At 56.6% G+C, this 13535-nt stretch carries 16 protein-coding genes and 1 tRNA gene; 3 read left to right on the top strand and 14 right to left on the bottom strand.

Features of this window, described 5'->3' with window-relative positions; translation table 11 throughout:
- Positions 1 to 134: 134 nt before the first annotated feature.
- The 5 genes from RBB80_RS01680 to RBB80_RS01700 form a co-directional block, all read right to left on the bottom strand.
- Positions 135 to 1217, bottom strand: coding sequence for a tetratricopeptide repeat protein (locus RBB80_RS01680; protein ID WP_433966617.1), 1083 nt, complete (start codon positions 1215 to 1217; stop codon positions 135 to 137).
- Positions 1218 to 1341: 124 nt separating this feature from the next.
- Positions 1342 to 1872, bottom strand: coding sequence for a hypothetical protein (locus RBB80_RS01685; protein WP_433966618.1), 531 nt, complete (start codon positions 1870 to 1872; stop codon positions 1342 to 1344).
- 146 nt (positions 1873 to 2018) lie between these two features.
- A complete protein-coding gene (locus tag RBB80_RS01690) occupies positions 2019 to 2378 on the bottom strand; it encodes a nuclear transport factor 2 family protein (protein WP_433966619.1) in 360 nt (119 codons plus the stop codon).
- 44 nt (positions 2379 to 2422) lie between these two features.
- Positions 2423 to 3106, bottom strand: coding sequence for a zf-HC2 domain-containing protein (locus tag RBB80_RS01695; protein WP_433966620.1), 684 nt, complete (start codon positions 3104 to 3106; stop codon positions 2423 to 2425).
- Positions 3103 to 3807, bottom strand: a complete 705-nt coding sequence (locus RBB80_RS01700; protein ID WP_433966621.1) for an RNA polymerase sigma factor — start codon at positions 3805 to 3807, stop codon at positions 3103 to 3105. Before RBB80_RS01700 ends, RBB80_RS01695 begins: the two co-directional genes overlap by 4 nt.
- Before the next feature lie 209 nt (positions 3808 to 4016).
- On the opposite strand from RBB80_RS01700, the gene RBB80_RS01705 reads away from it, so the two are divergent.
- Positions 4017 to 4092 (top strand) — tRNA-Ala (locus RBB80_RS01705).
- Positions 4093 to 4467: 375 nt separating this feature from the next.
- On the opposite strand, the gene RBB80_RS01710 is transcribed toward RBB80_RS01705, so the two are convergent.
- On the bottom strand, positions 4468 to 4788 hold the full coding sequence (locus RBB80_RS01710) for a hypothetical protein (RefSeq protein WP_433966622.1): 321 nt from the start codon (positions 4786 to 4788) through the stop codon (positions 4468 to 4470).
- A gap of 289 nt (positions 4789 to 5077) precedes the next feature.
- Here RBB80_RS01710 and modA point away from each other — a divergent pair, with 289 nt between their 5' ends.
- Together modA and modB are read left to right on the top strand one after the other, a co-directional pair.
- Entirely contained in the window at positions 5078 to 5857 is a 780-nt protein-coding gene (modA, locus tag RBB80_RS01715) for a molybdate ABC transporter substrate-binding protein (protein WP_433966623.1), read from the top strand.
- Between the two features lie 2 nt (positions 5858 to 5859).
- The gene (modB, locus tag RBB80_RS01720; protein WP_433966624.1) at positions 5860 to 7671 is read left to right on the top strand and encodes a molybdate ABC transporter permease subunit; all 1812 of its coding nucleotides are present in this window, start codon (positions 5860 to 5862) and stop codon (positions 7669 to 7671) included.
- Here the strand turns inward: modB and RBB80_RS01725 are convergent.
- From RBB80_RS01725 to hypF, 8 genes are all read right to left on the bottom strand, one after another.
- Entirely contained in the window at positions 7660 to 7884 is a 225-nt protein-coding gene (locus tag RBB80_RS01725) for a hypothetical protein (RefSeq protein ID WP_433966625.1), read from the bottom strand. The genes modB and RBB80_RS01725 overlap by 12 nt on opposite strands.
- 149 nt (positions 7885 to 8033) lie before the next feature.
- Positions 8034 to 8579, bottom strand: a complete 546-nt coding sequence (locus RBB80_RS01730) for a hypothetical protein (protein ID WP_433966626.1) — start codon at positions 8577 to 8579, stop codon at positions 8034 to 8036.
- Between the two features lie 656 nt (positions 8580 to 9235).
- Positions 9236 to 10171, bottom strand: a complete 936-nt coding sequence (locus RBB80_RS01735) for a high-affinity nickel-transport family protein (RefSeq protein WP_433966627.1) — start codon at positions 10169 to 10171, stop codon at positions 9236 to 9238.
- Positions 10172 to 10265: 94 nt separating this feature from the next.
- Complete coding sequence (gene hypB / locus RBB80_RS01740; protein ID WP_433966628.1) at positions 10266 to 10931, bottom strand: hydrogenase nickel incorporation protein HypB; 666 nt, start codon at positions 10929 to 10931, stop codon at positions 10266 to 10268.
- A gap of 14 nt (positions 10932 to 10945) precedes the next feature.
- Complete coding sequence (locus tag RBB80_RS01745; protein ID WP_433966629.1) at positions 10946 to 11290, bottom strand: hydrogenase maturation nickel metallochaperone HypA; 345 nt, start codon at positions 11288 to 11290, stop codon at positions 10946 to 10948.
- Complete coding sequence (locus RBB80_RS01750) at positions 11283 to 11708, bottom strand: Kae1-like domain-containing protein (RefSeq protein ID WP_433966630.1); 426 nt, start codon at positions 11706 to 11708, stop codon at positions 11283 to 11285. Before RBB80_RS01750 ends, RBB80_RS01745 begins: the two co-directional genes overlap by 8 nt.
- On the bottom strand, positions 11651 to 11971 hold the full coding sequence (locus RBB80_RS01755) for a Kae1-like domain-containing protein (RefSeq protein WP_433966631.1): 321 nt from the start codon (positions 11969 to 11971) through the stop codon (positions 11651 to 11653). The genes RBB80_RS01750 and RBB80_RS01755 overlap by 58 nt, the downstream gene beginning before the upstream one ends.
- Positions 11872 to 13506, bottom strand: a complete 1635-nt coding sequence (gene hypF, locus RBB80_RS01760; RefSeq protein WP_433966632.1) for a carbamoyltransferase HypF — start codon at positions 13504 to 13506, stop codon at positions 11872 to 11874. The genes RBB80_RS01755 and hypF overlap by 100 nt, the downstream gene beginning before the upstream one ends.
- Positions 13507 to 13535: the final 29 nt, after the last annotated feature.

Below are 13535 nucleotides of genomic sequence, written 5' to 3' on the forward strand. Positions count from 1 at the left end.
GTAGACGCTCGTTGGGAGAGGAATGAAGCGGATTTGCAGGGAAAGCTCACTCCTGCGGCGGTTAAAAGGACACCTGTTCGGGGCGAAGTTCCCATGCCGCCAAGGGCTTTATCCGGGCCACGGACGGCGATGGCCTAGCGAGGAGGCGGGGGACGATAGGCGTCTTTCTCGGCTTTGCCGCTGGGATCCAGCGGGGCGTCGTCATCGTCCTCGTCCTTGGCTGGGTGTGCGGCTTTTGGCGCGACGAAGGGCTCCTTGATTCCCTTTTCAGCGGCGGCCTTGGTGTCAGGCTGGGCATCGCGGACGGTGAGTGCGGCTTGATATTCGGAGACAGCCTTCTTGCGATCGTCTCTTACATCGTAGAGGCGGCCTAAGTAGATGTGCGACCAGGCGAGGGTTCGGGGATCCTTGGAAGAGTCGAGGACTTCCTGGAAGTCGGCGAAGGCGGCCCCGGGCTGGCGCTGCATAAGGTTGACTCGAGCCAGGACGTAGTGGGCCTGGGCGTGGTCCCCTTTGGGGTCGGCGAGTACTTTGTTGGCGATATCGGAGGCGCCGGCGAGATCGCCCTTGAAGATTTTCTCTTCGGCGAGTTGCAGACCGGTAAGCTGCTGCGGGGCGCGACGGAGGACATCGCGGCTGCCGGAGGGCAGAAAGGCTATCTGCTGGGCATGATGACGCTCGCGGTCTACGTCCATGCCATAGACCATCTCGCCCATGTACTCCTTGAGGCTGACGGATTCTTTCTCCATCTGGCCGACCTGATTGTAGAAGTACTCGGTGAGGACCCAGCCCTGGCGCATGGCGAGGTCGACTGCCTTGCGGCGGGTGGCTTCGGCTTCACGCTCGTAGGCGCTCAGGTCGGCGTTGTACTGCTCGATCTCGGCGCGCTGCTTTACGGCAGTGGGCTTGGTTGGCTTGGGGATCCCTACGTCCATCGTTCTGTCTTCGACGGCTTTGATCAGGCACTCGGTGATGAGGGGAACGATCTCGGTTTTGTAGGTGTAGTCGAGCGGCGCATCCTGAACGGCTTTGAGCAGAGGCTGGAGGCGTTCCATCGCCGAGGCCCGAGAGTAAACCAGCGGCTCAATCTCGTAGTGCAGGTAACTATGGCGAATGTCGTCCATGTGGACTGCGCCGAGAGGTTCACCTGCGGGTGAGGTGACGACGATGTAGTCGTTCGAGTAGATGCGTGCGTTGGTGGTGGAGGGAGAGAGCATGGGCTCGAGCAGGACGAGGAAGCGGCGGCCGTCGTAGCTGCTGACCGGGAGATGGAGGTAGATGTTGGTGCTGAGAATTGTGCGCGTGAGTGGGTCGTGGACACGCTTGAGGAGGTCTTCATACTCAGCGCGATGTTCGATCCAGATTGCGTGGAGGTGTACGTCGTCGGCGAAGGTTCTTAGCAGGGGAGAATGTTGACGACCTGGGTGGAGTCGGGTGGCAACTCGGTCTCACCGACGATCGGGGAGAGGCTGGGGGCGGCGACAGATAGAGAGCCAGCGAGATGTATTGGGCAAGGTTGAGGTTGGCATCGACGAGGGTGTGCCCGCGAACGTAGGCGCAGAGCGCATCTCTGCTGGTGCGGGTGTCGGCCGAGGCGGCAATCTGTGCGTTGATGTCATCGCGAATCTTGTGGCGCACCGGGGCGGAGTTGGCGAGGCCGTCGTCGTATCCGCAGACATTTAGCGCAACAGCGAGATCGAAGAGAGGCTCGCTGTTTTCCAGAGTAATCGCAGAGCCACCCGCTTCGGGTTGAGCGATGCGGGGCGCGGCTTTGGTCGGCGCTTCTTTCGAAACCGTCGCGTCGGGAGTCCCATCCGAACTGCTACTAGAGGAGCTTGACTGAGCCTTGACGTTGAGCGGGGTCAGGAGCAAGGAAGACGCCAGGCACGCGACGAAAAATGCGTGATGGCGAAAGAAAGACGGTTTTGCTGGAAAGGACACGATATGGATTCGACGCTCCCCGTGAAGTTTATGGGAGCGAAGGTATGACAGGCAACCTGTCCGCGGGATGCGCCAGCTCAGGAGAGCGGACTTTCGCGAATCTCCATGCTGCGAATAAGACTATCTTGCACAAGATAGACGTGTTGCACCATGTGATCGAGAAGGACTTTGCCCGCCAGATCGCGAACGACTTGATGGACTTGAACCATCGTGCGACCGTCCGCGTCGGAGGCAAAGCCTGTCGGTTCGACATGAGGATCGAGGATGGCCCACTGACGGGTCCAGTAGTCCCGCACTGAAGTGTGACCGTGGACACGACCACCCTCCAACCCATTGGGCCAATCTACATCGGGGTACATGAGGTTCAGTACGGAGTCGATGTCGCGGACGTTGAAGTGTTTGTAGGCGGAGGCGAGAAGTTCGCGGTCACTCTGCATGGACTTCCACTCTTGGATCAAGGTGATGTGGGGCGATCGGCCTTTCAGCCGCGGACGGAGATGCCCGAGAAAGTCAGCACGACGCGCCCGCGCACCGGAGCGCCGAAGACACTGGCCGGCTGGAAGACACTGGTCAAAAGCTGATCGACCACCTGGCTCTGGACCACTGGACTCTCGGGCCCGGAGACGATGCGGTAGTCGTAGACTTTACCTTCTGAGTTCACGCTGGCCTCGACAATGATGACACCGTCGTGATCGGTGACGATGGCGTGCGGGTTGACTGAGGAGTAGAGATAGTGGGGAGAGGTCATCGCGCCGAGTGGTTCGTCGTTTGCCATAACGGGCTCCGGCGCAGCGAAAAGTCCGAGCAGAAGCGCGATGCCGCCGACGAGAGCGACCGTGCCTGCAAAACCTGCAGAGACCTGCAGAAGCATAGGACGAACGGTGTTGTCCCACTTAAGGCTAACTGTATCGATCCAACTCGATTTGCGCTTGGAGTGCTCATGCGATATGGCCAGCCGAAGCCGAAGCGCCAGGTCTGCAGGGGCTTTCGCGGGTCCTACGCTTGAGAGCACCTGCTGAGTGGCACGCCACGCGGTAAACTCTTGCTTGCATTCGGTACAACTCTCCAGGTGCGACGCGATCTTATGCATCTGGCGTCCACTGATATCACCATCGAGATACGCCGAGAAAGAAGACTGGCACTTCAGACAGGTCGGGTAGGTCATTGGGCCACCTCCAACTTGGATGTCTGGGAGTCTGTGGAAGACGCAGAATTGGTTGCAGCGATTGCGACGCCGGCGTTCAAGATGGTGCGAAGGGCGGCGCGGCCACGGGTGAGTCGCGACTTCACAGTGCCAAGGTTGACATTGAGGATCTCGGCGATCTCTTCGTAAGCGAAGCCTTCGATCTCGCGCAGGATGACTACAGTGCGAAAGGCTTCTGGAATTTGGCGAAGAGCAGCTTCAACGCGCTCTCGAACTTCGGCCTGGGCGGCGTGGTCGAAGGGAGAATCGGACTGGTCCGCGAGTGTAGAAGCAAGGCTCTGATGACTATTTTCGGCGTCGGGATCTGACTCGAAGGAGGAGTCGATGGTGATCTCCTGCTTTTTGTGGCGTGACCACCAGCGTCTCTGGTTGGAGGCCTCGTGAAGCGCGATGCGATAGAGCCAGGTCCGCAGACTGGCCTCTCCGTGGAAGCCGCGGATGCTGCGGAATACCTTAATGAAGACTTCCTGCGTGATGTCTGCGGCGTCGGCTGGGTCGTTGAGGCTGCGTGCGATGAGAGAGTAAAGCGGCTGATGGTACTGCGCGATCAGCACAGCGAAGGCTTCCTCGGATCCGGCTTTTAGGTCGGCGATGAGAGCAACGTCTTCGGTGGTGATGCCTATCGCGCTAGCTAGATTGCCCACTATCGTGCCCGCCTGCATATCGGGTGTCCTTTACATTACGACGTGATGAATCGCTATGCAACTTTCGAGGGCGCGACTCTCCAGAAGGTGTTAGAAACTGCGCCGCCGGCGGCCGAGTGCTCGCTCACTCTATTAGCTTTAGACACCGGAGCATGGCGGATAAGTTCCCGCGCACATTGACTAATCTGAAGCTCTCGGCCAGAATAGAAAGAGTCCTTCCTGAGAGTGGGCCTGTGGCGCAGCTGGGAGCGCGCTTCCATGGCATGGAAGAGGTCATCGGTTCGATCCCGATCAGGTCCACCAAATCATCATTCTTAGAATCAGATACTTACAGAGAGTACTCGGAGCGAAAGCAACTTCGAATCAGGACACCGAAAAGGCACTGACGAGATCATAGCGTCGACGAGCACGTGCAGTCGACGAAAAAAAGCCCTCCGAAAATCGGAGGGCTTTCGTGTTTTGAGGATAGGGTCTCGGTCAACCTTCCTGTTTCGTTGTGGGGGTGATTGCTGGGAGCGGTCGGACTATTTCATCCGAGCGGAAATCTGACCGAACGTGACGCCCGGCCCAACAAGGTGAACATTCAACTTTCGACCTGCCATGCATTGAGAATTGCCCGAAGACGTAGTCAATCGAGGATCGCCGGGTCCTTTATCAGCGCTTTCTGCCTCACGTTCTCTATGGCCTCGAACAGCTTTTCGAGGTTTTCGGGGAAAGAAGTTGGGGGTTCTCTTTCATTCCTCCAGTGATGGCAAAGAGTTCGTTCATAACCGCATTTTGGGGGAAGAGGGCGGCCATCGAATTGACCCGACGAAGCAGGTTCATCACGTCATTTCTGTCTTTGGTAAAGCTGACTAGTTCATCGTAGGTTTGCAACGGCGTTGGGGAGTCGCCGTGCTGTTCCTGAAAGGCATCAAGTGCGTCGTAGGCTTCATCACCCTTGAAATAAATGTCGGCCCAGGTTCTCTGCTTCCAATCGCGGAGGTCGCGTTCACGCAACTCGATCCTTGTGCGAGTGTCATCTTCTTGTAGTCAGTCCAAAATTGAGCCCACTCCAGACAACGATGCTGAAAAACTCTGTCCGCAATACTTATTGCACCTCACAGTATTCTTGACGCTTACGCGTTTATTCAGGCGAGAGCTTCGTTGCATGGTCAGTCGTGAGAGTCGGAAGCTGTTGCTGCACGCCATCACGGAGTCTTTCGGAACGGACGATTATGATGTCAGCAGGCTGTTCCCGGCAATTCGTCCTTACCTAATGAGGAGGCTTTCTAGAGGAATTGCCGTAATGAAAAATATGGTCAAACGACAATCGATCTGTTTTGTTCTCCTCGTCCTCTGCGTCGCTTTGAGCGGATGCAACTCGCATCCGAAGATCACGACGCTGACTCTTTCTCTCGCGGCCAGTCTCAAAGATGCGATGGGCGAGGTCGAGACTACCTATGCGCGACAGCATCCCGAGATCACTCTGGAGAACAACTATGGATCATCAGGCACACTCACTCAGCAAATTGAGCAGGGCGCGCCAGTGGACCTCTTCCTGTCAGCCGCAGCGAAGCCGATGGATGATGTCGAACGAAAGGAGTTGTTGGAACCGGGCACTCGTGCGGATCTCCTTCGAAACAGTTTGGTTCTGGTTGCTGCGAAGGAATCTCGCATCACCGATTTCTCAGGTCTGACGAATCCCAACGTGCGTGTGATCGCGCTGGGCGACCCCGCCAGCGTCCCAGCCGGGCAATATGGTCAGCAGTCCCTTGCTGCTCTTCACCTCTTCGATCAAATAAAGCCCAAGTTGGTGTTCGGCAAGGATGTGCGTCAGGTTCTGAGTTATGTCCAGACGGGCAATGCGGACGTGGGAATCGTCTACGCAACGGATGCACTCATTGCGCCGCAGGTGCGGATAGTCGCCACGGCTCCAGAGAACACCCATCAGCCCATCGTCTACCCAATCGCCGTTTTGAAGGAGAGTAGGCATAAGACCGAGGCCATCGCATTCGAGGAGTTCCTGAAGAGTTCGACCGCCAAAAGAATTTTTGAGAAGCATGGCTTCACTGTCGCGGTGAAATAACCATGCCTCTGGATCTATCTCCACTGCGCATCTCGTTTGCGACGACGGTTGTTGCCACCGCGTTCACCTTTGTGCTTGGCGTTCTTGCTGCCAAAGCAATGTACGGGACCAAAGGCCGCATGCGAGGCTGGATCGATGGTGTTTTGACTCTCCCTCTTGTTTTGCCTCCGACCGTAGTTGGCTTTCTTTTGCTGCTCGCCTTTGGACGAAGAAGCGTCATCGGCCAGGCTCTCGAACATCTCGGATTTACTATCGCATTCTCCTGGCCCGCGACCGTAATTGCGGCGGTTGTCGTGGCCTTCCCATTGATGTACCGCACGGCTCTGGGTGGATTCGAGCAGGTAAATCCAACTCTGCTTGAGGCTGCGCGCACGCTGGGAGCATCGGAGTGGCGTGTCTTCCGGCGGGTGCTTTTGCCTCTGGCGTGGCCGGGTGTACTTGCCGGCACCGTGCTTGCCTCGGCCAGAGCGTTGGGCGAGTTCGGCGCGACGCTTATGTTGGCAGGCAACATTCCGGGACGGACGCAGACGCTGCCGATTGCTATCTTTTCCGCTGCTGAAGGTGGGGACATGCGGACAGCAACCGTATGGGTTCTCCTCATCATTGCGCTCTCCTTCGGGATCATCGCGTTGCTGAACTATGAGCGCACGGGACGGCCGTCTCCACCCCAGCCGACCACGGGATCTTCCACTGGACCTATCTCAATCGCGACCAGCCCGGCAGAGACTATCCCAGGTGTCCAAAGCGCTCGGCTTGAGATGGCGATTGCAATGCAGTTGCAGAGTTTTCCGCTGGACGTTCAACTCATGGCCAATCGCGGCACACTCGGCTTGCTGGGTGCTTCAGGGTCCGGGAAAAGCATGACCTTACGCGCAATTGCCGGATTGGTCACTCCCGACCGCGGACGCATTGTTGTGAATGGAAGAGTTCTGTACGCCAGCACAGACAAGGTAAATTTGCCCCCGGCAGAGCGGCGAGTGAGCGTAGTCTTCCAGGACTATGCCCTGTTTCCCCATATGACGGTTGCGGAAAACGTCGCTTTCGGACTGAACAAGCTCGAATCTTCAGAACGCAGCCGTAGAATGATAAGTCAACTCCAGCTCGTTCATATCGCTGACTTGTCCGATCGCTATCCAGGGCGATTGTCTGGAGGCCAGCGCCAGCGCGTCGCGCTCGCCCGCGCCTTGGCAACCGCACCCGATGTCCTACTGCTGGATGAGCCATTCGCTGCCCTCGATCCTCACTTGAGACGGCAAATGGAAGAGCAACTACGGGAAGCACTTGCAGGATATGCAGGCGTCGTATTGTTTGTGACGCACGATGTGGGGGAAGCATTTCGCTTCTGCGTCGATCTCGCGGTTATCAATTATGGAAAGATCATCTCCGCAGGCCCGAAGCAAGAGTTGTTTGAGCGGCCTGGAACAGTCACAGCCGCGCGGCTCACCGGCTGCAAGAATGTTGCGGCAGCGAAGCGCCTCTCCTCTAGGGAAATTGAAGTAGCAGAATGGAACTGCCAGCTCAGTTCAGCAGTCGATGTGGGCGATTCCATGACTCATGTCGGAATCCGTGCTCATCACCTTGTCTTCACAAAGACACCCGATGCGGTCAATACTTTCCCCTGCTGGCCTGTCGCAACCAGTGAGGCTCCCTTCGAGATCACCATATATCTGCACTTGAACACCTCTCCGATTGGAGATGAAGCTCCCCACCTACAGGTCGAACTGGCTAAAGACGCCTACTGTGAGTTGCAATCACGGCCTCTGCCGTGGCACGTTGAGCTCAACCCTGAGAAGCTGCTGCTCCTACAATCCTGAGATGACGTGTGTCGATGCGGCAGCGAGTTCCAGTGCCGTCGCCCCCAGGATGATCCAGAGGCTATCCAGTTTGCGCAAGAGGAGAAGAACTACGGTTACGATTAGAATTCCAATCGTGAGCGGATCGTATACGGCTTCGCGTCCGAGGGGAAGACTCGACGCCCACTTAGTCAACACCCCAAGGCTGAGCAGTTGGAAGCGCTCCGGTGCCATCCGGAATGTGTGGCGACGGCACGAACCGTCGTGCTGAAGAATCCTGTCGCCGGTTATATGTCGGAAAGCGGGGGGCGAGATCTCGAAAGAGAGAAGCCCCTTTCGCTTTTTCGTAATCGTAGTTCCCGTACCGCCGTTTGCATTCCTGATTACCGTCGCATTGCGGCAACACGCTCAAGCCATGACGCTGGAGTGCCGCTCTGGTCCTCTTCCTCGAGCGAAACACCGCAAGGCGAAAGAACCATTTCGTACGGCTTCGCTAAGCGAACCCTGTTGAACGTCGCTGGCTTACCCCATTCACCAAGCGGGGCGGTCGTCGCGTATGCTCCCATCTTGCGTCCTTCTGGGGCCTTAGCAAACACATCTACCTTCAAACGTAGGTCACGTAATGAAAGCTGCCGTTGCGGGGGAAATGCTTGCCAAGGAACGAACAAACTAAACTGAAAACCGGAAATTCTGTTCGGTTCACCCGGCTTCGAGCCCGCCGCCGGTAAAGCCCAGCTTCGATCCATCGAAACACGCAACCCATCGCGAGGCGCAAGCTCATCGGGAACTCCATCAATCTGGGCATATGCTGGCGCCGCGTACATCTCCGCAACGGTAGAAGAGTGCAACAACTGATCGCCCGAAAACACCCACTGCGGGAGAACATGCGCAGTAACGAAGCCCGATAGCTCACCTGAGCGTCGTACCACGCTCTGCACCGGGTCGCCGCATCTCCCTTTTTCTCGAACCCCAGTCCATCGGACGTTTGGTCGCACTCAGCGGGAGATGCCAGGTCCGTCTCCCCGAACTGGTTTCCCCAGCCTATTAGCGGCAACTGTGGATCCTCCGCCGCTGCAAGCCAAACTTCTACATGGTCCGAGGCCAGTAGGTCAGCTCTACCCACCGCAAAGTGCGGTTCCTGCTCCTGCACCGCTCCAGAAATAAGCAGGCCGCTTTGTGTTGACGCAATCCAAACGGATCCCGTTGGTGCTCCAGCACCCTTCGCGATCAATGGAAGCGAAGGTCCTTTCAACTGTACGATGTTTTGTCTTAGACCTAACACCCCGCAGCCTTCAGCAAAGCGGCTCGGTTCCTCGTGATGCAATCGTATTGGAAGTGTGGTGTGTATTCCTCACCGTTCTTTTCTTTTGGCAGTTCCGCACGGTGCCTTTCACCAGCTCGCGAATGCGGCAAAGGTCGACTGCAATCCTATTTCTGCTTTACCTTTTCGTAGTCTTTCCCCTAAGTGTCCAGGGGCGCAGTGTCAGGCTGCAGCGTCCCATAGCCTACTAGCGTCGCCCGGTTGGGTGTACATTCAAGCGCCCTCTCAACGACCGGCACCCCGTATCCGACGAATCGGGCTGCGTTATCGGCACGCTCTCCATGCCACCGGCGATCTGCTGATTTCGGTGCACCGTGTGCACAATTGGCTCAGTCGGCGATAACAGGCCGATGAGATCGTCACGGAACTACCACAAAACTTTTGATTAATGCGGTGCCCAATGGGGGTGGGGGTGAAGAGTCCGTCCATAAAGCCGATCTGAAAGGTGATAAACAGGCCAAAGGCTATGCTGACCAATCCCGATGCTAGTCCGAGGCTGCGATTTAAGGGTGCAAACCGCTTGCCTGTGTAAGCAAACGGCGCACCAATAATCATTGTGATCAGCATCATTCCAGCGATCGTTCCCAGACCAAAAACCAGAAGATAGGCGATCGCCCACCTAGGATCGCGAATTGCGGTCAAGACAAGTAGAGCAACGGCGGCCGATCCGGCGAGTCCGTGAATGTGTCCAACTGCCAGGGGCCGTAGAAACTGAGACAGCCCTAACCGCCGCAACGCAATCTGAAATGGACCTCTGGGCTTTTGGTCGAGATGCACGTGAATCTCCGGCGCGTGGCTGTGAATGTGCTCGTCGTGGAGAACACCCTCATGTTCGTGGGCATGGGAGTGCACAATTCCCACTCCGATGTGGCTATGAACCGGTGTAAACCTATGGGTTATCCACTGCGTGACGCCGGTGAGATTAAGGACTCCAAGGAGAATCAGCATCAAGCCTACGGCCAGTTCCATAGCGAGGCCGACGCGAGGCGGAATTGCCAGGTTGAATAAAATAATGGCCACTCCCACCAGAAAGATCGTGATGGTGTGGCCTACTCCCCAGAATGCGCCAATTAGACCTGCCTGCCGGACACTTCGCTGACGGCTCACGATCGTTGAAACGGCAATGACATGATCGGGATCGGTGGCATGGCGGACTCCAAGAAGGAATCCGACGCTAATTACTGCCAGCAAGTTCGTCATGCGATCTGCCTGTCTTGAGACTCGAACCGATTTTCCTGCTTCAACCGATTTGCTTGCTAACTTCCTTCTTGGATGCATTTCATTATGCCATCGTCTACACGGTCATTTTTTGCGATCGCTCTGTCAACGCATCCGAAAGGAATTGCAAACAGTCGTCCATCCCCTCGTTAGTCTTTGCAGAGACCTTGAACACTTGCATTCCAGGCCGTACTGCTTGAATGTTTGCGTTGGCTGCGCGCTCGTCAAACTCGACTGCCGCTGCCAGGTCGATCTTGGTGATCACCGCTACGTCGGCACTGTTGAAGATGGTGGGATACTTCAACGGCTTATCTTCGCCTTCCGTTACTGACAGCAACACCATGCGGAGATCCTCACCCAAATCATAGGAGGCAGGGCAAACCAGATTGCCCACATTCTCAATGAAAAGTACGTCGAGTTGGCCCAGATTCCAGTCTTCCAATGCGTGCTCAATCATGGCTGCTTCAAGATGGCAGAGCGTTCCGGTAGTGATCTGCCTTACGGGCACCTCGCTGCGCGCCAGCCGCAGTGCATCGTTCTCCGTGGCCAGATCGCCAACCAGCGCAGCGACCCGAAAGCGCGGCTTGAGAAGGGTAAGGGTCTTCTCGAGAAACGTGGTTTTGCCGGCGCCAGGGCTCGAGACGAGGCTCACCGCAAGTGTTCCCTGGGCGCGAAAGCGATCGCGTAGTGCACGTGCGATCACATCATTTTGCTTGAGAACGTTCTTGCGAACTTCTAACATGCGCGGTTCCGGATTCATTGTTTCAGCTCCAGGGCAGTGATAGTCAGCTCTTTTCCGTGAATGACTTCAGGCGTTTGCGTGCCGCAGTCGGGACAACAAAACAGTTGCATCGATTTCAGGGTCTTGGGCATTTGGCATGCCGGGCAGTAAACCTCGATTGGTACCTCTTTGACGACCAGGCGCGAGCCCTCGAGTGGCGTGCCGCCACAAGCTACTTCGTAAGAAAAAAGAAGGGCCTCCTTGACCACTCCCGAGAGAGCACCAAGCTCGAGGTGAACGGCCTCGATATAGACTTTGCGCCGCGCTGCTTCTTCCTGTGCCATATCCACGATGCTCATCGCGATCGAAAGTTCATGCATGCAGCGCCCCTTCAAGAGTGAAAGATTTTGTTTCATTGAAGTGGCCGAATGTGGCTAGCGCCGCCTGGCCAAGGCTGATTCCTCCGTCGTTCGGAGGTACTGCGTGGTTAGTCCAAATCTCAAGCCGGTGGGGCTCGAGGAGTGATCGCAGGTCTTCAAGTAGCAGCTCGTTGTGGAAGACACCTCCGGAAAGTACGACTGTATCTATCACATGACTCTGGCATAGCCGCACAATTGCCTGGACCGATCCCGCGGCTACGCCACGTTGGAAGGAACGCGCAATTTCAGATATTGCCCGTCCGAGCAGCCGGTCCCGGATGACTGCATTTAGCAGCGGACGGAAATCGAGATCCCCGCCAGTTATCGGGAAAGGATAGGGGTTAAATTTGAGGAGTTCCGGGCTATGTGTTCGAGCCAAATTGCGGCCTGACCTTCAAATGTACTCTCCCTCACAAAACCGAGCAGCGCGGCAGCGACATCGAAGAGCCTCCCAATCGACGTCGTTGAAAAGGTGCGCACATCACGACGGATCAACTGCGTCGCGTCTCGATAGCGCGAGCCAAAGTTGAACGGCGGCTGGGTTAGATCGGGCAAGCCGTCGATCTGTGCGAGAAAGCCGGCTGCGGCTTGCACCGGATATTGTGCCGCACCATCGCCGCCAGGAAGAGCGGCGGCGCGCAAGTGTGCAGCACGTTCGAAGCCGCTTTCGAGGCTCCCCACAAAGATCTCGCCCCCCAGATGCTACCGTCGTCCCCGAAGCCGGTTCCGTCAAAGCTGACACCAACAATCCTTTTCGCCCATTCGCCGCGCTCCGCAAGAACAGAAGCCAAATGCGCTCGATGGTGCTGTATTGCTCGTGTCTCGTTGGCGGGCATCGTGGCGCCATGGATGGTTGAAACATATTGAGGATGACTATCGTGCACTAAAAGCAGGTCGCGAGTGTCGATGTCATACATCGTGATTAGGTCTTTGATAGTTTCTGTAAAGCTATGGAATGCCTGGTAGTGCGAGAGGTCGCCAATATGCTGGCTTACAAATGCGTGGCCGTCGACTACCAGCGTGATCGTGTTCTTGAGGTCCGCTCCTAGCGCCAGCACAGGGCGTTTAATCGGCAGCGTCGCCACCGCGCCGGGCGCATATCCGCGAGAACGTCTGAGAATTACCGGGCCGAATGCACCAGCTCGAACAATTGAATCGTCCACCCGGCGCGCAATTGGCCGTTCGCCGATTAGAAACGCGTCTGCGGTTCCGGAGAGCCGCTGCAATGCGTCCGCGTCTTTATATGCAATTGGTTCGCTCGACCGGTTGGCGCTGGTCATAACCAACGCTTCCGGAGCGCCCGCGGCGAAGAGTAGGTGCTGCAGTGGTGTGTAAGGCAACATTACACCGAGATCGCGATTGTCCGGCGCAACACCTTCGAGCTCGAATCGAGCCGGTACAATCACAATTGGACGAGCCAGAGACGTGAGCAATACCTCAGTGTCGGCAGTGAGGAAAACCAACCGGCTTGCAACCTCGATATCCTTGGCCATGATGGCAAAAGGTTTTTCTTTGCGGAACTTTCTCTCGCGCAGAACAGCGTTTGCTGCAGAATTTCGTGCATCGCAGGCCAGATGATATCCACCCAGCCCTTTTATCGCGACGACCCCACCTTCACAAAGAAGTTCTGCTGTCCTCTTGATAGCATTCCAGCCATACGCGACCAAGGCGCCCTTCTGGCGCAAAGCAAAATTCGGGCCGCATGCAGGACAGGCTACTGGTTGTGCATGAAATCTGCGGTTTGCAGGGTCGCGGTATTCCGCATCGCAATACGCGTCCATCGGCCAATCACTCATGGTGGTGTTGTCGCGATCGTAGGGCAAGGAAAGGATGACGCTGTAGCGAGGTCCGCAGTTCGTGCAGTTGATGTAGGGATATCTATACCGTTGGTTGGAAGGGTCGAAGCATTCTTTCAGGCAGTCTTCGCAGACAGGCAAATCTGGCGAGACATGGACCGTAGGGCGCTCCGCGTGATGGCTCTCGCGGATGCTGAATTCCTTCAGGTCTTCACAGGGTGCGGGTTCGACCTCAACCTCGGAGATCATGGAGGCCGACGGAGGGTTACTTCGCATCTCTTGAACGAACGCCTCCATGTCTCGTTTGGCGCCTTCCAGATGGATCTCCACTCCCTGGCCGCCATTGAGGACCCAGCCAGCGAGGCTATTCGCATGCGCCAAACGGTAAACAAAAGGGCGAAAACCAACCC

Source organism: Tunturiibacter gelidiferens (assembly GCF_051013345.1).
Classification (GTDB): domain Bacteria; phylum Acidobacteriota; class Terriglobia; order Terriglobales; family Acidobacteriaceae; genus Edaphobacter; species Edaphobacter gelidiferens_A.